This is a genomic window from Epilithonimonas zeae (assembly GCF_900141765.1).
In the GTDB taxonomy this organism is placed as follows: Bacteria; Bacteroidota; Bacteroidia; order Flavobacteriales; family Weeksellaceae; genus Epilithonimonas; species Epilithonimonas zeae.
Genome location: NZ_FSRK01000001.1, coordinates 1,793,776 through 1,815,902 on the forward strand (window position 1 = coordinate 1,793,776; position 22,127 = coordinate 1,815,902).

Sequence of the window (22,127 nt, forward strand, 5' to 3'; positions counted from 1 at the left end):
TCAATTATAATTAATCATTAATATAAAATAATGAGTGAAGAAAAGGAGATGTCCTTCCTTGGACATATTGGAGAACTGAGATCACACCTTGTAAGATCTATTTTAGCGATTGTCATTTTAGCCATTATTGTTGGATTCAACATCAACTGGGTAATGGATCATATCTTTTTTGGTCCTACAAGAAATGATTTTTTGACTTTTCGGATTGTAAATCATTTCTCCAGAGAGTTGACAGGCAATGATAGTTTTATTCTGCCAGCACAGTTTAGTGTTCAACAGAAACAATTGTTTCAACAGTTCAATGTAATGATGGCAGTTTCTATCTTTTCGGGTGTTGTTTTAGCTTTTCCTTATATCGTTTGGGAGATCTGGAAATTCATCAGTCCAGCTTTGATGCCTAATGAGAAAAAGAATTCGATTTTTTACATCAATGCAATTTGGATGTTATTTATGACCGGCGTTTTGACAGGTTATTTTTTGATTTTGCCTTTTGCAATTAACTTCGGATTGTTGTTCAAAGTTTCTGATAATATCGTTCAATTATTTGACTTGTCAGACTACACTACTCTATTCTTACAGGTGACAATGGGAATGGGTGTTGTCTTTCTTTTCCCAATTGCCGTTTATATTTTAACATCCATTGGAATTCTTACTCCAAAATTCCTTAGAACCTACAGAAGACACGCGATTGTTTTAATTATGGTTGTTGCAGCAATTATCACACCTGCTGATGTTTTGAGTATGATGGCAGCAGCACTTCCTCTGATTATATTATACGAAATCAGTGTGATAATGTCCAATGTCATTTACAAGAAAATGCAGAAAAAGAATCTAAAAAACGAAAATTAAAAATCAGATAGAAAGTAAAAAATCAGCAATAATAATTGCTGATTTTTTTATTAACCTTTTACGATCTCTTTTCTAATTCTGCTGAGTGATGTATCTGTAATCCCGAGATAAGAAGCGACATTTTTAAGAGGCGCAAATTTCAGAACATCAGGTTTTTCTTGAATTAAGTCCAGATAACGTTCTGTAGCAGATTTGGTAATCATTTCCACAGAACGGTTTTTAAGATAAAATAACTGATAAGACATCCACGCTCTTCCCCATTCCGTAAGCGCCGGAATACTATGGAACAATTCCTGGAAATCCTCATAACTTATTTTCCAAACCACACAATCTGTCTCCGCCTGTATATTTTCTATCGAAGGAATTCTTTGGAATATTGAAGACGCTTCTATAATAATATCATTGATTGTAAAGAAATTAATGGTAATATCGTCATTATTGATATCATAAACAAACGAACGCACAACGCCACTTTCCAGTACGAAATAATCATTGGAGATTTCATTCTCTTTTAGGAAAAAGTCACCTTTTTTATAATTGATTTTCTCGTGTTTATTAAAGATTAGACTGAGGTCTTCTTCAGAAAATGCGGGATGCTGATAAATATTTTTTAGTACGTCCATAAAATAAAAAACGGAAAGTCTAAAATAGTAGATTTTCCGTTAATATGAATTATTTTAATTGAAATTTTATTTCAATGCGCTGATTGCATTTTCGTAATTTGGTTCCTGCCCTATTTCCGGAACTTGCTCTGTGTAGATCACAGTTCCTTTTTCGTCCAAAGCCACAACCGCTCTACTCAACAAACCTCTCAATGGGGAATCGTCCAAAGTCACTCCGTAATCTTCTCCGAAATTCCCTCTGAAATCCGACAAAACTTCTACATTGTCAAGACCTTCAGCCGCACAAAATCTATTAAGCGCAAATGGTAGATCTCTGGAAACATTAATAACAACAGTATTTTCCAAAGAACCAGCTTCTTTGTTGAATTGTCTTGCAGAAGCAGCACAAACGCCCGTATCGATACTTGGGAAGATATTCAACAATACTTTTTTTCCAGTATAATCGGCCAGATGTTTTTCTGATAGATCTGCTCCGACTAATGTAAATTCCTGAGCGATAGTTCCAACTTCCGGCAAAGTTCCAACCGTATTGATAGGACTCCCTTTGAATGTAATTTGTGACATTGTTTTATTTTTTAGTAAGACTCAAAATTAGATATTTTTTTCCGAAATAAATATTAACAAATATTCTTATTTTAGCGCCCAAATTATTAAATACACAAATGAAAAAACTCTATTTTGGTGTATTACTGGTTTTTCCTTTGTTAGGAAGCGCTCAGTCGGTCATTGGGAATATTAATTCCGGTGCTGTTTCTGAGAATTCTTTCAACCATTCTGTAGGAGAAATCTATGTAATACCATCTAATCCGGATGATGTCAATTCCGGAACACTGGGGATCCTATACCAAACCAATCTAAAGGTTTTAGGTATTAATGAAATATTGAAAGACGAAGTTAAAATCTATCCCAATCCTACTGCCGATTTTATCAATCTACAATTAAGTTCGAAAACTAAAATTGACGAAGCTGTTATCTACGACAATTCCGGCAGAATCATTTTAAAAACAAAAATCGAATCGGATAAAATAGATTTACGTTCCCTCAATACAGGAATCTATCTTCTTTATTTCACAAACACGGATATCAAACCTATAAAAATTATAAAAAAATAAAAACCAAATGAAAAAACTCTACATCGCTTTAAGTTTATTTTTAGCTTCATTCGCTTATTCTCAAGTTCCACAAGCTTTTAGTTATCAAACCATTGCTTTCAATTCTGCGGGTGCGCCAATTGCTAATGGAAACGTCAACTTAAGAATCAGCATTCTGGACAATTCTGCAACAGGAACTGTTTTATATACTGAAACTCATACAAAAACAACCAATTCCAAAGGTTTGGTTAATTTAAATATTGGAAGCGGAACACCGACTACAGGAAACTTCGGCGGAATCAATTGGGGAACGAATACAAAATTTGTAAAAGTTGAAATGGACCCAACTGGCGGAAACAATTATACTAATGTTGGTGTAAATCAGCTGATGAGTGTGCCTTATGCTCAAGTTAGTAAAACTGTTGTTACGGGAGCCGGACAAGGAATTATTTTGGTTTCTCCTAATGGAACCCCTTATGAGCTAAATGTCAACGATAATGGTCAATTATCTTTACCAACTTCCAATTCTTCAAGCACAGCGGCTTCTAATTTATATCTTTATGGTTCTTTTAATAATTGGTCACCAGCTTCTGCATTAGAATTTGGAAAGAACGTACAACCATTTGGCTCGGGTTATAATGGTTTTATTTATTTAAAAGCAGGAGACCAAATTAAATTCTTAGCAGATAAAACAGGAAATGTTATATATGGTGGAAACGATGGATTAACTGGGAATATTGTTAAGAATGGAAATGCCATCACAATTCCTTCCAATGGATATTACAGAATCGTAATTGACCAAAGTAATAGTTATTATCAAATTTTTTCTATAAATGTAAAATTTGGATATGATTACACTATGAAATTAGACAACTGTACTCCCTCTTATACAAATTTTAATATGCAGAATGTATATCCAAGCAGTATGAGTTATTATGTAGAAATTGGCAGTAATGATTTTGGAGATAATCTAGCGGATGGAAGCTTAGATTATAATGGTCCAAAAATTGTCTTGCCCGGAAATAATGTATTAAAAACTAAAATTAATTTCAACGGCTCGGGTAGTTATTCTTATGTCCCTTGGTATACTCCACCATCAAACCTTTATATGAAGGTATATTATACCAATGGAACAAGTGGAAATCAGTCAATAACAATGTCTTCTTCTGCCGCAAGTATTTACAATGGAACTTTTACCACAGCTCATCCTGCTGTAATATATTTTACAGATTCTTATTCCGGGAATGGTACAATTCAATATGGAGGACAAAATAATATTATTACTCCGGCTGGACAAGGTTTTATTAATATTCCAGAACCTGGCAGTTATTCTGTAAAATTAGATTTTACAACATCAAGTTATACTGTTCAAAAACAATAAAGACAATGAGACTGCAATAAGCAGTCTTTTTTTTATTTTAATTAACAAGAAAAACGCTCAAAAATCATATTTCTGATATTAGAAAATTATTATAAAAACACTAAATTTGTATGTTTTGAAAAAACAGTAAATAAAATCAACTACTATAATGTCAGAAAAATCAAAAATTATCTACACGCTTACGGATGAAGCGCCGATGCTTGCAACACATTCTTTTTTGCCTATCGTTAAGGCTTTTACTTCTGTTGCAGACGTTAACATCGTTCCAAAAGACATTTCACTTTCAGGGAGAATCTTGGCTAACTTTCCAGAATTCTTGACGGACGATCAAAAAATTGGAGATGCTCTTTCTGAATTGGGAGAATTGGCAACAACTCCAGAAGCTAACATTATTAAATTACCAAACATTTCTGCTTCTGCACCTCAATTAGAAGAAGCAATCGCAGAATTACAAGCTAAAGGTTTCGCAGTTCCAAATTATCCTGCTGAACCAAAAACTGAAGAAGAAAAAGCAATCAAAGCTAAATATGCAAAGGTTCTAGGTTCCGCCGTAAATCCTGTTCTTAGAGAAGGAAATTCTGACAGACGTGCACCAAAAGCTGTTAAAAATTATGCTAAGGCTAATCCACACAAAATGGGAGCTTGGGCATCTGACAGCAAAACAGATGTGGCTCATATGAGCAGCGGAGATTTCTACGGAACTGAAACTTCTACAACAGTTGAAAATGATTCTAAATTCAAAATCGTATTCTTCGGAAATGATGGTTCTGAGAAAATTCTGAAAGATTTCGCAAACCTTAAAGCTGGTGAAGTAATTGATTCTTCTGTAATGAATATCAATTCTTTGAAAGCTTTTGTTCAAGAAGCAATTGAAGAAGCAAAACAAAGAGGTGTTCTTCTTTCTGCTCACTTGAAAGCAACGATGATGAAAATCTCTGACCCGATTATTTTCGGAGCAATTGTTGAGACTTTCTTCAAAGAGGTGTTTACTAAATATGCTGAGATTTTCAAATCTCTGGATGTTAATCCAAACAACGGATTACAAAACCTTTACGATAAAATTGCTGGAATTCCACAAGAAGCTGAAATCAAAGCTGACATCGATAAAGTTCTTGAAAACGGACCTAGAGTTGCAATGGTAAATTCTGACAAAGGAATCACAAATTTCCACGTTCCTTCCGACATCATCGTTGATGCATCTATGGCTGCATTAATCAGAAACGGAGGAAAAATGTGGGACAAAGTTGGTGCTGAAGAAGATACAGTTGCCATTATTCCAGACCGTTCTTACGCAGGTTTCTATCAGGCAGCAATTGATGATATGAAAGCTAACGGAAAATTGGACCCGACTACAATGGGTTCTGTTCCAAACGTTGGTCTGATGGCTCAAAAAGCTGAAGAATACGGTTCTCACGACAAAACTTTCCAGGCTGAAGCTGACGGAACTGTAAAGGTTCTTGATGAAAACGGAAACGTTCTTTTGGAACAAAAAGTGGAGAAATCTGATATCTTCAGAATGTGTCAGACCAAAGATGCGCCAATCCAAGACTGGGTAAAATTAGCGGTAAACAGAGCAAGATTATCTGATACGCCTGCTATTTTTTGGTTAGATAAAGCAAGAGCGCACGATAGAGAAATCATCAAAAAAGTTGAGAAATATCTTAAAGATTACGATACAACAGGTCTTGACATCAGAATCCTTGATGTGAAAGATGCAATGACAGAAACGCTTAAAAGAGCAAGAGAAGGTAAAGACACCATTTCTGTTTCCGGAAACGTTTTGAGAGATTATTTGACCGACCTATTCCCTATTTTGGAATTGGGAACTTCTGCAAAAATGCTGTCTATCGTTCCATTGATGAACGGCGGTGGTTTGTTCGAAACCGGAGCCGGAGGTTCTGCTCCTAAACACATTGAGCAATTTATCGAAGAAGGGTATTTGAGATGGGATTCTCTTGGTGAATTCTTAGCATTACAGGCTTCTTTGGAGCATTTGGCTCAGACTCAGAATAATCCAAAAGCTCAGATTTTGGCTGATGCTTTAGATGAAGCTAACGCTAAATTCTTAGCAGAAGATAAATCTCCAGGAAGAAAATTAGGAACAATTGACAACAGAGGTTCGCATTTCTATTTGGCAACTTATTGGGCAGAAGCTTTAGCCAATCAAACTAAAGATGCTGATATCGCTTCTAAATTTGCGCCTGTTGCAAAAGCATTGACTGAAAACGAAAGCAAAATCAATGAAGAATTGATTGGTTCTCAAGGTAAAGCTCAGGAAATCGATGGTTATTACAGACCAGATTTCGCAAAAACTGATGATGCAATGAGACCTTCTGCAACGCTTAATGAAATTGTAAACGGAATCTAATTCTTATCAATAAATTATAAAAGCTCCTCAAAAAAGGAGCTTTTTTTGTTTTAATACTTTTTTAAATTTTATCTTCTACAATCACTCTTCTGTGTTCTCTTCCCCAATTAATCATTTCTCCGATAATTGTCCCGAATGTTCGGCAATAACCTGTTGGTTCATATTCGATTAAAACCGGCGTGTCGGGAAAAACAGTTCGTTTTACCAATTTATTCAGTTCCATATCTTTCAGCTCTTTTGAAAGCATTCTGGTTGTGATTCCAGGAATACTTCTTTCAATTTCGCGAAAACGCTTGTTACCATTGCAAAGTGAATTGATAACAGGAATTCTCCATTTTCCTCCAATGAAATATAGTGTGTCTTGCAATGCTCGCAATTCTTCGGTTTGGTCTCTTTCCATAGCTGCAAAATTAATTGATATAATGAATGATATTGATATAATGAATGATATTGATATACTCTGTGATACTGGTTACAAAAGTATATCAATTTGAAATAACTTTGTCAAAAATTTTAAAACAATGAGTAAATTTAATCACAAATTAGCCATCGTAACTGGCGGAAATAGCGGAATTGGTTATGCAACAGCAAAAGAATTGATTGCAGAAGGCGCAAAAGTCATCATCACAGGAAGACGAAAAGAAGCGATTGAAAAAGCGGCAAAAGAACTGGGAGCAATTCCTTTTGTAGCTGACCAGGGAAACCTGGAAGATATTGAAACTTTAAAAACAGAGATTGAAAAACAATTCGGGAAAGTTGATATTTTGTTTATCAATGCAGGAATTACAGGAACATTAGGTTCTATCGAAAATATGAACTCTGAGAATTTTGATAATGTGATGAACATTAATTTGCGAGGTGCCTATTTCACTTTAAGCAAATTCATTCCATTATTGAATGATGGTGCATCCGTCGTTTTTCTATCTTCAAATGTAGCTTCAACTTACAAACCAAATAGTTCTGTTTATCAAGCAAGTAAAGCAGCTTTGAATTCTATCGCGAAAACAGCTGCGGCAGAATTGGCTCCAAGGAAAATCCGTGTCAATATCGTAAGCCCTGGTCCAACAAAAACTGAAATAATGACGAAAGCTGGACTTGATGAAGAAACCTTGAAAGGAATCAATGAATGGCTGATCAATGAAATTCCATTAAAAAAAATGGGAACGCCAGAAGATGTCGCAAAAGCCGTTGTTTACTTGTCCGACAATAATATTGCGAGTTTTATGACAGGAACAGAAATTCTGATTGATGGCGGAATGGTTTTATAAAACCAACATCAACTTTATCAAAATGCCGACAATCAAATGTTCGGCATTTTTTTTCGAAAGCTTTTATTCTGCTTTTACCTTCTAATTTGTCCACTTCGGGTATTTATTCATTTCAAAAGAATGATGTTCAAATTACTTTTGACACATAAAATTTTGATTATGACTACAATTAAAAAGAAAAGCTACCCGATTGCGATTATATTCTTGGTAAGTTTGGGAATCTTTGTAGGACTTCAGTTTTTCAACGAATCTTTGAAGGGAGAATCTGTAACCAAACCAATCGAAGCTCCTCGTGAAGTAATTTCTATATTGGAAAATTCGTGTTTCAATTGCCACTCCAATCAACAGAATTTGAGTTGGTATGATAAAATTGCTCCCATCTCTTGGGCGGTAAACAAAGATGTAAAAAGAGCTAAAGAAGTCTTGAATTTTTCCGAATGGAATTATTCTGCGGGAGAACATCAAGGAAAAATGTACGCTATTTTGAATATGATGCAAAGCGGAAAAATGCCCCTTCCCGAATATACAATCCTTCATCCTTCCGCCAAGATAACTCAAAAAGATATAGAGGTTATTAGAATATATACGCTTTCATTATCAAGTATTAGTTCAAATAAGAAAGTAGAAAAAGAAATTTCTAAAAGTGTAGAGACTAAGAAATCCAATGACACACCAATTTCCCCAAATGGTATCAAATATACAGACGAATATAAGAATTGGAAAGTCATCAGTATGAGTACACTTTTTGACCATTCAATAAGAGTCATTTATGGGAATGATATTGCTGTAAAAGCAATTGAGAATGAGGATTTTCATCCTTGGCCAGATGGAAGTGTTGTTGTAAAATCTGTATGGAAACAGGAGAAACTTGCTGATGGCGAAATCCGAGCTGGAGAATTTGTCAATGCTCAGTTTATGGTAAAAGATTCTAAAAAATATACGGATACAGAAGGTTGGGGATTTGCGAAATTTTCGGGCAACGACTTGCATCCAACCGGAAAAACGGCATCATTCGCCAAAGAATCCTGCATTGCTTGTCATCGTCAATTAGCTGAAAAAACAGGTTGTCTCTTCGATGTTCCAATGAAACTAAATACAGAAAAATTACTAAAAACCCTTCAGAAATAATGAAAAAAATATTATTTATTCTAATTTCAATTGTAAGCTTATTGACCGCTTGTGAGACGAAGGAATCAGACAAAGATTTACAGCGCATTGTTTTTGATGCTGGCGATTTAAAATTCATTTCAACCTCGATGAATACAATAAAAGGAACTTCATCCGCATTGTATGGCAATCAAGAAGCTTTAACATCTTTACAAGAAGAGAAAAGTCTGCCGTTGAACGGTTCTATTCTGAAACTTGTCACTTGGAAATACCACGATAATCCGCAGTACATTGGTGGAACTATTACTGGAGAATTATTAAGTATAGAAACTCTTGAAACCGATAAAAATGGAAACATCAATTATCAATTGAAAGATGATTCAAAAACAAAGCATAATTCTTTAAATAGAGACAATCGAATAAAATACATAATGAGTTATAAACCAGTCACAAGACCATAATAGTAATTTAAAAAAAATAGATAGTTTGAGATTAGATTGAAAGTCCTTTCTCAGATTATCTATTTTATTATTTTACCAATAAAAGTTATTAATTTAACACTTTAAAAACCAGCCGTTCCAATGCAGCAGCAAAAAATTACAATCTCTCAGACCATTATTTGGGTCAGTTCTATATTTTTGGGCGTTCTGTCATCTGTACCTCAATTGGCTTCGCATACATTCAATTGGAAAGAAGCAGTTGTCAATTCTGCTATTACAGCAGCATTTTCTGTGATAATGTGGTACGTTAATATCTACCTTCTCAATCGTGATACAGGAAAAAGAAGACAGCAGATTTCGTATTCCAGATTACTGAATATTCTGGCTTTTGGTATGGTTGTGATGTTTTTCTTAGCTTGGATTCAGCAACTTATTTTATCGCATATCAATTTTGGTCCTACAATGTTAATGGTAGAAGTTAGAGGAATTCTTATAAATCTGGTTTGCTATATGTTTTTGACTTTGCTTCAGAATAATTACTCTGGTCAGCAGATACAATTAGAATTAGAAAAAGTGAAAAGTGATAATCTGGGAGCACAATTCGAATTATTGAAACAACAAATCAATCCTCATTTTCTGTTCAATAGTTTCAATACTTTGAAATCAATGGCTGAAACCAATGACTCGGAAACAGTTGATTTTATTATGAAACTTTCGGATTTTTACAGGTACACATTAGAAAGCAGAAAACTAGACTTGATAACGGTTCAAGAAGAAATGAAAATCGTAGAATCATACATCTTTCTCCAAAAAGCACGTTTCGGCGATGGACTTATATTTTCAAACGAAATTGACGCAGAAGTTTTAAAAACATTGATTCCACCTTTTACTTTACAATTGTTAGTCGAAAATTGTATCAAACACAATATTGTTTCAAGAAGCAAACCTTTGCAAATAAAAATTTACAATTCCGAAACTGAAATCCTGATAGAAAATCCAATTCAGAAAAAAATGATAACAGAAGATTCTTTAGGCGTTGGTTTGGATAATATAAAATTGCGTTATAAACATCTTTTGGAAAAGGAAATCACAATCAATTCAGACGAAAAAACATTTCAAATAAAACTACCTTTCATTTATGAATATCATCATCATTGAAGACGAATTTCGTGCAGCAAAATCACTTGAAAATCTGATATTGGAACTTAAACCCAATGCAAAAATAGTTGGTGTTTATGACAGTATAGAAACAAGTATCGATGTTTTGTCAAAAGAGATGAAACCTGATTTGATATTTATGGACATCCATTTATCAGACGGACTTTCTTTTGAGATTTTCAAACAAGTGGAGATAACTTGTCCTGTAATTTTCTGCACTGCTTTTGACCAATATATGTTAGACGCTTTCAAAACCAAAGGTGTAGATTATATATTGAAACCTTTTTCACGAGAAGATATCGCCGAAGCTTTTAGAAAAGTGGAAGAACTGAAAAAACATTTTCAAAAAAACGAATTGCCAGAATTGGAATCTCTACTTCAGAATATGATTCAGCCCAAATCTAATGGCAAAAGCAATTTTCTGGTTTTCAAAAATCAAAAATACACGACTGTTCTTACAGAAAACATTGCTTATTTTTTCATTCATAATGAAATTACACACTTGATGACTTTTGACAAAGAACAGTTTCAGTTAAGTCAAACTCTAGGACAAGTTGCTGATTTGGTCTCGGATAAACAATTTTTCAGAGTCAACAGACAATATCTTGTTAATTTCAAGGCTATTAAAGAAATGGAACATTATTTTCAACGAAAAATATTGGTTAAATTAACGATTGAAACTCCTGAACAACTATTCATAAACAAAGAAAAAACGCACAGCTTTTTTACTTGGCTGGAAGACCGCTAAGATTCTGAAAAATTTTCAGCTTACTATTTTATAGGCTCACCTTACAATTTGTCCGGTTGAGCCTTTTTTGTATTCTTTTGATTGGGCAAGCTATCTACTTTTGAATCAAATTAAAAGAAATGATACTTAAAAATGTAATAAAAATTGCGGCTTTTGCTATTGTGTTTTTCACAATTTCTGCTTTTGCTTACAACCATCAAATTAACGAAGAAAAGCAAAATTCTAACTCTGAAAATAACAGTTTCGTTGTCTTGGAACTCTTTACTTCAGAAGGCTGTTCCAGTTGTCCATCGGCTGATAAACTAATCGGTGAAATAGAAAATCGATATAAGGACAAACCTGTTTTTATTCTCTCCTATCACGTAGATTATTGGAATAATTTGGGTTGGAAAGACCAATTCAGCAGTGCGGAAAACTCAAAACGTCAACAGGAATATAGTAGAAATTTACACTCTCAGATTTACACACCACAATTGATTGTCAATGGAAAAAATGAGTTTGTTGGTTCTGACCGCGAAGCCATTGAGAATGCAATACAAACTACTCTATCAAACTCTGAAAATTCTAAAATTGATTTGTCTGCGAAAATTTCTGAGAAAAAGATAGATGTGAACTTTAAAACGATAGAAAGCAATTCTCAGAACAGACTTCTTATCACATTGATTCAAAAAAAATCAGAAACCAATGTGAAACGTGGCGAGAACGAAGGCAGACACTTGATTCATTGGCAGATTGTCCATCAGCAAAATCAGATTTCGTTAAAAAATAACTCAGAAGGAATTAGCACTTTCAAGCTTCCGGAAAATTTCGTTGCAAATGATTGGGAAATTATCGGATTGATTCAGAATGTGAAAACAGGTCAAATTCTGGGTTCAGCAAAAACTAATCTTTAATATTAAAATCAACATAAAAATTTAAAACAATAAAAAAATGGAAACAAAAACAACAAAAATCATCTACTGGTCAGGCTCAATTTTTATGTCATTATGGTTTGGAGCGAGCGGCTTCTTTGAATTGACAAAAAATCCTGTAGTATGGGACATTACCCGACAATTAGGCTATCCGCCACACTTCATCTACATTTTAGGGGTATTCAAATTATCAGGAATTCTGGTCTTATTACTTCCCAATCGATTATTAAGATTGAAAGAATGGGTTTTCGCAGGAATGTTCTTTGATATTATTTTCGCCTTCTTTTCAAAAATCGTGGTACTCGGTTTTCCTGCAACGATTGATGCGATTGTTGCCTTTACAGTGCTTTCGGTGACGTATCTGATGTTCAGGAAATTGTATAAATCTAGACTAAGCTTTAATTAAAATTTTTGAACTAAAATCAACTCTCATCATTGGGAGTTGATTTTTACTATCATAAAGTATCTTAAAAAATAGTCGAAAGGAGCAATGGCACAAAGAAATATTGTAATTTTGGTAGGTTTAATAAATTAATATTTACAAGCTTTTAGTATGAGAAAATCATTTATATTTTTTCTTTATGTTGTTGGGATGATGCAATTTAAAGCGCAGGACAAAATAGACAAAGCCGTCCAGAATCTGGAACAAAATTATACGCAGGAAAAAGTCTATGTTTTGTTGGATAAAGACAATTATGTCGTAGGCGATAATATCTATTTCAAATCTTTTGTATTTAACGGTTACGGTCGTTCAACCATTTCTACCACATTATTTGTGGAGTTATATGACCATAGCAAAAATCTGGTTGATAAGAGAACCATAGCTTTGAAAAATGGTGAAGGCGATGGTTCTTTTGCTTTGACCGAAGCTTTGAAAGAAGATGTTTACTACTTCCGAGCTTACACCACTTGGATGGCGAATTTCCCTGAGGAATTTAATTTTATGAAACAAGTTCCGATTTACAATCCGAATTCTGAGCAGAGATTGATCCTTAATAAAAATACAAAATGGACTGCAAATGCTTTTCCAGAGAGCGGAAATTTCATCGATAATATTTCGACTAAATTTGCTGTGAGACTTTACTCAGAAGGTATTCCGCCAGAAAGTTGGAGTGGTTATGTTATCGATCCTGAGAAACCAAATGAGAAATTGACAACTTTTAAAGGCTTAGATAAGAATGTTGGAATCTTTACGATTACTCCAAAATTTGGTAAAACTTATAAAGTAGTTGTTGAAGATAATAAAGGTACAAAACAAACGATCGCTTTGCCAGCAGTTGCAAATTCCGGAATCAATCTTCAATTAGTCAATGATCCAAAGGGAATCAGTTATCAAATCAAAGGAACGGCTTTGCCACAAGGTTTACAAGGTTATTCCATCGTTGGAACCATCAATAATGTAATGGTTTACAGAGCGAATATTAAAACGTCAAATAATGAAGCCTCCAGCATTATTCCAACAAAAGTCAGCAATGATGAAACTGCAGTTTTGAATATTACAATTTTTGATGAGAAACAAAATCCTGTAGCGCAACGATTATTTTTCGTCAATCCAAAAAAACTGAATCTTGACGAACCGACTTTGAATTTTTCATTAAATAATGAACCTCGCGCTTTCAACAGTTTTGATATCGAACCCAATGAAGACTATACAAACTACACGGTTTTGGTAAGAGAAAATCAACCTTCTGAAAGTAAAAGTGAAAACACTTTATTGAGTGCAAAATGGTTAACCGGAGATTTCACTTCTTCTATTTTCAATCCGTCTCAATATTTTGGGAAAACTGCCAATCCGGAAGCTTTTGATGCATTATTAATTTCAGAAAAATGGAAACGTTTTGATTGGGAATCTCTTCTATCTGGGAAGACTCCAGAATTCACCTATAAACCTCAAAATAATCTTTCTTTCAAAGGAAAAGTGACTAATAATGGACGTTTCTTGCCAAATAAAAGCATCAATCTATTATTAAAAACTGAAAATTCAGATAAGAGCTTTGTTCCTGCTATGACGGATGATAATGGATTTATTTATCTGGATAATATCTATTTTGATGAACCTTTGACTATTTCTTATTACCTTAACAAAGATAAAAAGCAAGTTTCAGAAAGTGATAATCTAAATATCAGCTTCCAATCTTTGGTTTCTAATATTCCTTATAAAAATAATCTTCCTCCTACTAATTATCAGTTGGTAAATTCTGGTCAGACTTCTAATCCCGCTATTGCAAAAGCACTTCAAAATAAGAAAAATCAACAGATTTTAAAAACAACTAATGAAGAAGAAACTTTGATTGAAGAAGTAAAAGTAACCGCCGAAAAAGTTGATAAAAAAGCAGAATTGGACAAGGAATTATCCAGCGGAAGATTCAGCAGTATGGATGCCACAATTTTTGACTTTGTAAATGATAACAAAGATGCTCAATCTTCTTTCAATATTTTACAATGGCTGCAAGGTAGAGTTGCTGGTGTAACTTTTACAATGGATAGTTCGGGAAATTATATTCCATCTATTCGTGGTTCACAAGCCAGTTTATTTTTGGACGAAATGCCTACAGATGCAAGTATGATTAGTTCTTTGCCTGTCAGTAATATTGCGATGGTGAAAGTGATTAAAACTGGCGGTTTGGTTTCAAATGCTATTGCAATCTACACCAAAAGAGGAAATATGTTATCCGAAGAAGATAAAACCACTGAGAAGGTTAACAAAACAGTTCTGCGAGGTTATGATAAATCAATTGAATTCGAATTACCCGATATCACAAGCGATGCTTACAAGAAAATAAAAACAGATACTAGAGAAACATTATATTGGAATCCTAAGCTTTCGCAAGAAGGAAGCTTAGCACCAAGAGCGAAATTCTTTAATAATGATGATGCAAAAAACCGGGAAATCATTATCATTAGCTTTGATAAAGATGATAAGATGCTTTATTATAATGAAGTGAAATAATTGCAAAAAAGACTTTCCGAACTGGGAAGTCTTTTTATTTTTTGATTAAGTTCAAAATGATCTTTTCAATCTCCTTAGCTTTATTTACTGTCATAAAATGTCCGCCATTTTCAATAACAAAGTCAGCTTTTACATTTTTAATAGGAATAATTCTGTCTTGACTTCCGTGAATATGAATACAATTTTCAGGGTAGATTTGATTCTTCCAATTTACAATTTCATTAATTGCCCACTTTAAAAAATTTGAATCTGTATCTTGAAGAATGCTTTTTAGTAATTGTTTCTCTTCATTCGATTCAATTCCGAATAGCCAATTAAGAATGAAATTATGATGTTTTAAAATTGAATTCGGGAGCAATTGATTCAGCTTTAATTTTCCTGAGAGTTTAAAAGAAAAAGGAAGTTCAAATTTATTTTTTGCAGAAGCTATCAGAATTATTTTTTTGACTTTAATGATTTTTGAAATCTCAACAGATAGCATTCCACCAAAAGATAAACCGATGAGAATTGGGTTTTCGCCAGTTATTTTCTTAGAAATCCGAAAAGCATAATTTTCTAAATTTTCATTTTCGAGAGGCTGAATCCAGTCAATAAATTCCACATCCAAAGTTCCAAAATCTATATTACCATAAACTCTTTTATCAACACCTAAACCACTGAAAACATAAATTTTATTCATATATAAATATAAAAAAAGACTGAAAAATTTCAGTCTTTTAATTTATAACATTTTAAGGTTGTTCACTTCCTGTTCCGTTAGTATTCTCCAGTGACCTCGCTTGATATTTTTCTTAGTCAATCCAGCAAACATTACTCTGTCAAGCGCTTCTACTTCGTAGCCGAGTTTTTGGAAAATCCTGCGAACTACTCTATTCCATCCGATATGAAGTTCGATTCCAATTTCATTTTTTGGTTTTCCTTCGATGAAAGAAATACTGTCGATTTCTGCAACACCTTCTTCCAGACGGATTCCTTCACCAATCAATTTCATATCATCATTGGTTAATTTTCTGTCCAGCGTCACGTGATAGATTTTTCTCATATTGAATGAAGGATGCGTCAGCTTTTTCGTCATATGACCATCATTTGTCAAAAGAATAACACCAGTCGTTTGTCTGTCCAATCTTCCAACAGGGAAAATTCTGTAAGGTGAAGCATTCGCTGTCAAATCCATAACAGTTTTTCTCGCTTTATCGTCTTTGGTTGTAGAGATATAACCTTTTGGTTTATTCAAAAGAACATAAACCGGTTTTTCAGGCGTAATATTCTGTCCGTCAAAAACAACTCTGTCAGTTTTCTGAACTTGATAACCCATTTCGGTTACCACTTTTCCATTCACTTCTACAAGACCTTGCGTGATCAATTCATCAGCTTCTCTCCTACTGCAAATCCCTGAATTAGCAATATATTTATTAAGTCGGATTGTATCTTTGAAAACTTCTTTGCTTATTTTCTCGAATCTTCTTTTTTGGATGAACGATTTTGTTTTGTCCTCATCTTTTTCAGCCCTGTTGAAAGGTTTTTTAGGACCAAATTTTCTATCGCCATTTTCGTATTTATCTCTACTGTCGAAACGGTCTCCGCCTCTAGTAGTTTTAGGTCCACGAGAATTTCCAAAAGATTTTCCACTTCCAGAATTTCCTCTGCTATCGCTGGAGCTACGGGAGTTTCCTGAAGGTCTACTGCCTCCAGAAGTTCTTGGTTTTCTATTTCTACCTGATTGATTTCCGTCTCCGCTCATTTTCTAAAATTTTTGCAAAGATAGTGAATTAGTTAAGAGTTCCGAATTATGAACTACATTTTACTAAAATTGAGAATAATGGAATTTTAAATCTTGAAATTATTCAAACATCTCAGCTAAACGAACAGCTTTTATTTCATTAGAATTATAAAGTTCTTCAACAGATTTTTTCTTTTCTAATTTTGGATAAAGATTGACACCGATGATTTTAATTTTTCCTTCCTCAACCCAACTTTGTTCTTTCACGGCTTGCTCGAAAATCATTTTCTGAATTTCGCCTGATTTCAAAAGTTCAAGATAACCACCTTTTTCCTCGATTTCAAGTAATAATTTCCAAGATTTCTCAGCGAATTGTTGTGTAATATCTTCTACGAAATAACTTCCGGAAGTCGCATCTTCAAAAACATTGATAATACTTTCGTAAGCTAAAACAATCTGTTGTTTAAAAGAAATTTCTTTTGAAAGCTTTGTCTGATTTTCTATTTTATAATCATTTGAAAAAACTGCGTCTGAGCCGCCAATCATTGCTGAAGCTAATTCCAAAGTGGAACGAATCAGATTATTATCAGAATCATTTTTAGCCTTATTTCTAAACGAGGTTTCTGCAAAAATGTAGGGTATTAAGTCTTTTTCAAATTCCTTAGACAAGTGATTGAACAGATATTTGAAAGCTCTGATTTTAGCAATTTCGAAAAAATAATTGGAACCTATTGCAAATCGAAAAACCAATTTTTCAAGAATCTCCGAACCGAATTTTTCTACTAATTCCTTAGATTTCGTCAGCGCAAAAGCCAATTGTTGAATGATGGAAGCACCAGCATTTTGGTGGAAACTTACATCAACGCCAATCTGTCTTTCGAAAGTTTTTGATAATAATTCGCCAGCCAGATGTTCATTGATTTCCGCTTTTTTATCATCAGAAAAAACATCAATCAAAGAAAAATATCGATTAGTTTCTTTGGTCAAAATATGCTCTGCTAAATCCTGATTATTGATGAAAATTGCTTTTTCTTCTAAACCTTCAACATTTTCATTTAAAAGAAAAGCAAAAGCCTGTTCTTCCAAACCATCCTGATATTCGGCGACAAGATGTGTGCTTTCTTCAACTTTTGGAAGAATTTTTGTTTCAGAATTGTTTTGATAATAAGGCTTTACCTCAATATTTTCCAGATTCTCCTTTTGAAGAATTGCATAGATATCATCTGTTTTCAATTGTTTTTGAACCAGCTTTTCCCAATTGTCAAATCCACTCATCTTTGAAAAATTTTTGTTTTGAAAAGTACAAATTTCACAGCAAAAGCAGTGTAAAATTTGTCAGAAAAGTATTTATAAAAATCAAAAACCTTTTCAAGTCGGAAAAGGTTTTTATATCAATTTATTTTTTTGCAATTTTGGAACTGTCAACTACCAAAATGAAAATCTCTTCGTTCGGTTTTTTCATAAAGTAATTTTCACGGGCGTATTTTTCTTTCTCCTGCTTGTTGTTCATCAGTTTACGGTAGAACTTGTCATTCTTTTCGTATTCAGTTTTGTAGAACTCACGTTGGCTTTCATAGCGTTTTATTTCGCCGTTCAGCTCGTTGATAACCAAAAAAGAAGTGCTGTCAAAAAATATCATCCAGACCAAAAATCCAACCAATGTCAATACATATTTGTTAAAAACGTAAGTCTGGAAAAACTTGAGTGTCGGCGATTTTTTCTTGATATCTTTGATTAGTTCTTTCATAATTAATGAACTTTTTTAAGCGAATTGTTAATCACAGTAGTTAAGAAATCAATTGCCACAGAATTCTGCTTCATATTCGGAACAATCAGGTCTGCTTCGTTTTTGGAAGGCTCGATAAATTCCTGATGCATCGGTTTCAAAGTCGTTTGATATCTGTGTAAAACTTCTTGCAAATCTCTACCTCTCTCCTGCGTATCTCTTCGAATTCTACGGATTAATCTCTCGTCAGAATCCGCGTGAACGAACACTTTTAGATCAAATTCTTTAAGTAATTCTTTACTTGTTAAAACCAAAATCCCTTCCACAATCAAAACATTTCTTGGCTCAACAGTAACGTGATCGCCCGTTCTGGAGTGGGTTACGAAAGAATAAATTGGTTGTTCTATGCTCTGATGATTTTTAAGCGCTTTAACGTGTTGCAACATCAGGTCAAAATCGATTGATTTTGGGTGATCGTAATTGAGAACTTCTCTTTCTGATAAAGTTAAATTAGGGTTGTCGTGGTAATAATTATCTTGAGAAAGCACGTTAACACCTTCTAAATTAAGTTGTTGAAGAATCTTATTAACAACAGTTGTTTTTCCGGAACCTGTTCCTCCGGCTATACCAATCACGAGCATCTCTACATTTTTTACAAAAATACTATAATTTTTTTTTCAGAATCAAATAAAACTTAAAATTACTTGCACAAAAAAAGCTGCAATCTGCAGCTCTTTCTATTTTCTTCTTCCACTATTTTCGGTGGAACGTGTTTCGATTTGAGGTTGAACCTGTTTTTGTGGAGATGTTCTTATATTATTCTGATTTCTCCTTGTTGGCTGAACTCTGATATTATTTTGATTTCCAGTGGCAGGCTGGGTTCTCACATTATTTTGATTAGTATTAATCATCCCACTGTTTCTCTGACTTCTAACAGGTTGAATTTTAATATTATCATTATGCATTGAGTTTCTTTTTGGTGAAATCACAATGTTATTTCGCAGTCTGGAATTAGACTTATACACGACTCCATTTCTGTAATAATTGTTGTTATAATCTAAATATACGACGTTTGGCGCATACCAATAACCATCAGGTGACTGATAATAACCGTCTCTGTAACCATCGGAATAACCCATAGAATAAGGGTCATTATTATAACTATCTGTTGCTGTGACACAAGAAACCATACTCATTGCAAAAGCAGCTAATATTATTTTGATTGAATTTTTCATTTTCTTCGATTTTATAAGTTATACATTGTCTGTATTAACAAATGAATTACAAAGAATCTGCCAAGATTGAATTAATTATAAAATCACTTTATTCAAAATAGAAGACAATTTAGTAAACTATACAGTTTTTAGATTTATAGTAATATCCTAAATCTTTGAATTTTGATAATTTTCCATCCTTTTGTACAGATACAATAAACGCTTCTTTAGATTCTGGACAACTATTATATTTATTTACTTTAAGTTTATAACCATAATTCGTTTTTAGAAAACCATTACCTTTTGAAGATTTATAATCGATATCATAATCGTTAATTCGCGCAATCAAAAAAGCTTCCTTCTCGTTATCAATTTTTCCTATAAACTCTCTCAGTTCTTCTATACTTTGAACGAAATACCAATTCTTATTTTTTAAATATAGAATTCTATAATTACAATAACTCGGTTGACATCCTGAAAAGAATCCATTTCCTGTTTTAGCTTCAGGAATAGGAATTAGCTTTGCAAGTTCTGTATTACCATTAGAAAATATTTTTTCAGGTGAAATACCATATACATAGTCAACTTGCCAATATTCAACATTTTTAATTGGAATAATAGACTTTAATAACTCCTCATCATAAGTTTCTTTTTCTGGTAATTTGGTGAAATTTTCATTACAAGAATTTAGAAAAAATAATAGAATTAATATAGAAAATATTTTATACATTATAAATCAACAAAAATTCATTTATTCTTCAGGAGAAATCCCCAAAACATAATAGAAAACAGCCAAAACTCTGGCAAAAAATTCACGGGTGTGATTTCTGTAGAAGCTTTCATTTTTACTGACGTCTTGCGCATCAAAACCTAATGCATTCATCCCATTATTTCGAGCAAAAAATAAGGCTCTGAGGTTATGAAAACCTTGTGAAACGATAATCACATTTTTTTGACCGTAAACATTTTTACAACGCAAAATACTTTTATGAGTGTTGAAGCCTTTTGGGTCTTCAATAATTATATTTTCGGGAACACCTTCTGTGTACACGAGAAAACGTTTCATAGCGGCTGGCTCGTCATAGTTTTCACTTTTTTCGCCGCTGACAATAATTTTTTTAATTTTTCCGTGATGATAAAGTGTTCCCACAGCATCCATTCTTGCCGTAAAATATGGGTTGGCAACGCCTGAACGCATTTTAGGAGAAGTCCCTAAAACCAGAGCACAATCTCTTGGCGGAACTTTGCTGATTTTCGTATAAGTTCTTCCACTTGTGAGAGCAACAACCCAGAAGTTCGCTAAAATCAATAGCAAAATCCCCAGCTCTACAAGTCTGAAAATAATCTTCAGAAAATTAGCAACCTTCTTCAACATTAGTTATACAAATCAAAATCTAAATATACATCTTTGCTCATTGCAATGGAAACACAAGGTAAAATTTTTCCCTGAAGTTTTTCATTTTCTGTCAAATATTCGTCTTCTGTCATATCCACCTCTCCATTTTTCAGATAGCAAAGACAGCTTCCACAGATTCCGGATTTGCAGGAATAGGGCAGTTTGTAACCCAAATCCAATAATTGCTGAAGGATTTTTCGTTCATTATTTTTTAGAATAATTCCGTCTTTTTCAATATGATTGAATTTGATTTTAACATTCACATTTTCAATCAAAGGAAATTCTTTTTCAGTTGGGTAAATATCTTCATTAAAAGCTTCAAACAATTCGAAATGAATATTCTTCTTCGGGATTCCGTGGTTGTAACAAGCATTGGCGACAGATTTTATCATCGCGCCCGGACCACAAATTAAAACCTTATCTGTACTATCCCAAATTGTTGATTCCTCATCCTCTTCATCCAAATGAAGGATTTGATTAATGATTAATGAAATTTTCTTTTCATCCAATCGACCTTGAAACAATTTGTCTTTAATGGGTTCTTGCGACAAAAAATAATAAACTTCGAATCTTCCTACGTTTTCTTTTTGTAATTCTTCCAATTCTTGCTTTAGAACAATATCTTCATAGCTTTTGTTCCCATAAAAAAGGAAAATTCTGGTAAATTGTTCTTCGTGAAGGATATTCTTAATATGGCTAAAAAGTGGTGTTATTCCGATTCCAGAAGCAAACGCCAGAATTGTTCTTTTTTCATTAGGTCTCGATGGAATGAAAAATCTGCCTAAAGGTTCACTTACAGAGATTTCGTCGCCAATATGGTAATTCTGAAATAGAAATTGGGTGGAACTTTCGTCGCCATTGATTTTGATGGCTAACTCAAGTTTATTTTCAAAAGGTGATGATGTGAAGGAATAATCATTCTGGATTTCCTTCTCATTAAAATGATATTTCAACGTCACATATTGTCCGGCTTGATATTGATATTGCGATTTTAATTCCTCAGGAATTTCCAATTCCAAGGCAAAAGCATTTTTGGTCAATTGTCGTTTTTTAGCTATTTTTAGCCTGTGAAACTGAGGTTGGTTCGCGATTGTTAATTGATTCTCCATTGTCAAGAATCAAATTTAATGAAATTTGACAAAAGAAAAAATCTAAATAACAAAGCTTGTTTTTCAAT

General features: G+C 33.5%; 24 protein-coding genes. 12 read left to right on the forward strand and 12 right to left on the reverse strand.

The window, feature by feature from the left end; translation table 11 throughout:
* Positions 1-30 precede the first annotated feature (30 nt).
* Entirely contained in the window at positions 31-849 is an 819-nt protein-coding gene (gene tatC, locus BUR19_RS08265; protein ID WP_074234707.1) for a twin-arginine translocase subunit TatC, read from the forward strand.
* A 50-nt stretch (positions 850-899) separates the two neighbouring features.
* Here the strand turns inward: tatC and BUR19_RS08270 are convergent, their stop codons facing one another.
* Together BUR19_RS08270 and tpx are read right to left on the reverse strand one after the other, a co-directional pair.
* On the reverse strand, positions 900-1,472 hold the full coding sequence (locus BUR19_RS08270) for a Crp/Fnr family transcriptional regulator (RefSeq protein ID WP_074234710.1): 573 nt from the start codon (positions 1,470-1,472) through the stop codon (positions 900-902).
* 66 nt (positions 1,473-1,538) lie between these two features.
* Positions 1,539-2,036, reverse strand: a complete 498-nt coding sequence (gene tpx, locus BUR19_RS08275) for a thiol peroxidase (protein ID WP_074234712.1) — start codon at positions 2,034-2,036, stop codon at positions 1,539-1,541.
* 98 nt (positions 2,037-2,134) lie between these two features.
* Here tpx and BUR19_RS08280 point away from each other — a divergent pair, with 98 nt between their 5' ends.
* From BUR19_RS08280 to BUR19_RS08290, 3 genes are all read left to right on the forward strand, one after another.
* The gene (locus BUR19_RS08280; RefSeq protein WP_074234714.1) at positions 2,135-2,584 is read left to right on the forward strand and encodes a T9SS type A sorting domain-containing protein; all 450 of its coding nucleotides are present in this window, start codon (positions 2,135-2,137) and stop codon (positions 2,582-2,584) included.
* 7 nt (positions 2,585-2,591) lie between these two features.
* The gene (locus tag BUR19_RS08285; protein ID WP_074234716.1) at positions 2,592-3,944 is read left to right on the forward strand and encodes a cadherin repeat domain-containing protein; all 1,353 of its coding nucleotides are present in this window, start codon (positions 2,592-2,594) and stop codon (positions 3,942-3,944) included.
* A gap of 148 nt (positions 3,945-4,092) precedes the next feature.
* Positions 4,093-6,312 carry an NADP-dependent isocitrate dehydrogenase gene (locus BUR19_RS08290; RefSeq protein ID WP_074234718.1) on the forward strand — a complete coding sequence of 740 codons (2,220 nt, stop codon included), beginning with the start codon at positions 4,093-4,095 and terminating at the stop codon, positions 6,310-6,312.
* Positions 6,313-6,373: 61 nt separating this feature from the next.
* Here BUR19_RS08290 and BUR19_RS08295 read toward each other — a convergent pair whose 3' ends face one another.
* On the reverse strand, positions 6,374-6,712 hold the full coding sequence (locus BUR19_RS08295) for a winged helix-turn-helix transcriptional regulator (protein WP_074234720.1): 339 nt from the start codon (positions 6,710-6,712) through the stop codon (positions 6,374-6,376).
* A gap of 121 nt (positions 6,713-6,833) precedes the next feature.
* Here BUR19_RS08295 and BUR19_RS08300 point away from each other — a divergent pair, with 121 nt between their 5' ends.
* The 8 genes from BUR19_RS08300 to BUR19_RS08335 all read left to right on the forward strand — a co-directional run bounded on the left by BUR19_RS08300 (position 6,834) and on the right by BUR19_RS08335 (position 14,894).
* Positions 6,834-7,580, forward strand: coding sequence for an SDR family oxidoreductase (locus BUR19_RS08300; RefSeq protein ID WP_074234722.1), 747 nt, complete (start codon positions 6,834-6,836; stop codon positions 7,578-7,580).
* 159 nt (positions 7,581-7,739) lie between these two features.
* On the forward strand, positions 7,740-8,708 hold the full coding sequence (locus tag BUR19_RS08305) for a heme-binding domain-containing protein (protein ID WP_074235604.1): 969 nt from the start codon (positions 7,740-7,742) through the stop codon (positions 8,706-8,708).
* On the forward strand, positions 8,708-9,148 hold the full coding sequence (locus BUR19_RS08310; protein WP_074234724.1) for a hypothetical protein: 441 nt from the start codon (positions 8,708-8,710) through the stop codon (positions 9,146-9,148). The genes BUR19_RS08305 and BUR19_RS08310 overlap by 1 nt, the downstream gene beginning before the upstream one ends.
* A 120-nt stretch (positions 9,149-9,268) precedes the next feature.
* Positions 9,269-10,285 carry a sensor histidine kinase gene (locus BUR19_RS08315; protein ID WP_074234725.1) on the forward strand — a complete coding sequence of 339 codons (1,017 nt, stop codon included), beginning with the start codon at positions 9,269-9,271 and terminating at the stop codon, positions 10,283-10,285.
* Complete coding sequence (locus BUR19_RS08320; RefSeq protein WP_074234728.1) at positions 10,266-11,033, forward strand: LytR/AlgR family response regulator transcription factor; 768 nt, start codon at positions 10,266-10,268, stop codon at positions 11,031-11,033. Before BUR19_RS08315 ends, BUR19_RS08320 begins: the two co-directional genes overlap by 20 nt.
* Before the next feature lie 119 nt (positions 11,034-11,152).
* The gene (locus BUR19_RS08325) at positions 11,153-11,926 is read left to right on the forward strand and encodes a DUF1223 domain-containing protein (protein WP_074234731.1); all 774 of its coding nucleotides are present in this window, start codon (positions 11,153-11,155) and stop codon (positions 11,924-11,926) included.
* Positions 11,927-11,963: 37 nt separating this feature from the next.
* Positions 11,964-12,350 (forward strand): DoxX family protein, encoded by a 387-nt coding sequence (locus tag BUR19_RS08330; protein WP_074234732.1) that lies wholly within the window; start codon positions 11,964-11,966, stop codon positions 12,348-12,350.
* Positions 12,351-12,497: 147 nt separating this feature from the next.
* Positions 12,498-14,894: a hypothetical protein gene (locus BUR19_RS08335; RefSeq protein ID WP_074234735.1), complete on the forward strand. Its 2,397-nt coding sequence runs from the start codon at positions 12,498-12,500 to the stop codon at positions 14,892-14,894.
* A 34-nt stretch (positions 14,895-14,928) separates the two neighbouring features.
* On the opposite strand, the gene BUR19_RS08340 is transcribed toward BUR19_RS08335, so the two are convergent.
* The 9 genes from BUR19_RS08340 to BUR19_RS08380 form a co-directional block, all read right to left on the reverse strand.
* Positions 14,929-15,573: an alpha/beta hydrolase gene (locus tag BUR19_RS08340; RefSeq protein WP_074234737.1), complete on the reverse strand. Its 645-nt coding sequence runs from the start codon at positions 15,571-15,573 to the stop codon at positions 14,929-14,931.
* Between the two features lie 42 nt (positions 15,574-15,615).
* Entirely contained in the window at positions 15,616-16,635 is a 1,020-nt protein-coding gene (locus BUR19_RS08345; protein ID WP_074234739.1) for a pseudouridine synthase, read from the reverse strand.
* A 99-nt stretch (positions 16,636-16,734) separates the two neighbouring features.
* Complete coding sequence (locus tag BUR19_RS08350; RefSeq protein WP_074234741.1) at positions 16,735-17,889, reverse strand: methylmalonyl-CoA mutase family protein; 1,155 nt, start codon at positions 17,887-17,889, stop codon at positions 16,735-16,737.
* Between the two features lie 121 nt (positions 17,890-18,010).
* Positions 18,011-18,361 carry an FtsB family cell division protein gene (locus BUR19_RS08355; RefSeq protein WP_074234744.1) on the reverse strand — a complete coding sequence of 117 codons (351 nt, stop codon included), beginning with the start codon at positions 18,359-18,361 and terminating at the stop codon, positions 18,011-18,013.
* A 2-nt stretch (positions 18,362-18,363) separates the two neighbouring features.
* Entirely contained in the window at positions 18,364-18,981 is a 618-nt protein-coding gene (udk, locus tag BUR19_RS08360; RefSeq protein WP_074234746.1) for a uridine kinase, read from the reverse strand.
* Positions 18,982-19,077: 96 nt separating this feature from the next.
* Positions 19,078-19,575, reverse strand: a complete 498-nt coding sequence (locus BUR19_RS08365) for a hypothetical protein (RefSeq protein ID WP_139297290.1) — start codon at positions 19,573-19,575, stop codon at positions 19,078-19,080.
* Positions 19,576-19,684: 109 nt separating this feature from the next.
* On the reverse strand, positions 19,685-20,284 hold the full coding sequence (locus tag BUR19_RS08370) for a hypothetical protein (RefSeq protein ID WP_074234750.1): 600 nt from the start codon (positions 20,282-20,284) through the stop codon (positions 19,685-19,687).
* A 21-nt stretch (positions 20,285-20,305) separates the two neighbouring features.
* Positions 20,306-20,929, reverse strand: a complete 624-nt coding sequence (locus tag BUR19_RS08375; protein WP_074234751.1) for a SanA/YdcF family protein — start codon at positions 20,927-20,929, stop codon at positions 20,306-20,308.
* Positions 20,929-22,059 carry a 2Fe-2S iron-sulfur cluster-binding protein gene (locus BUR19_RS08380; RefSeq protein ID WP_074234752.1) on the reverse strand — a complete coding sequence of 377 codons (1,131 nt, stop codon included), beginning with the start codon at positions 22,057-22,059 and terminating at the stop codon, positions 20,929-20,931. Before BUR19_RS08380 ends, BUR19_RS08375 begins: the two co-directional genes overlap by 1 nt.
* Positions 22,060-22,127 lie beyond the last annotated feature (68 nt).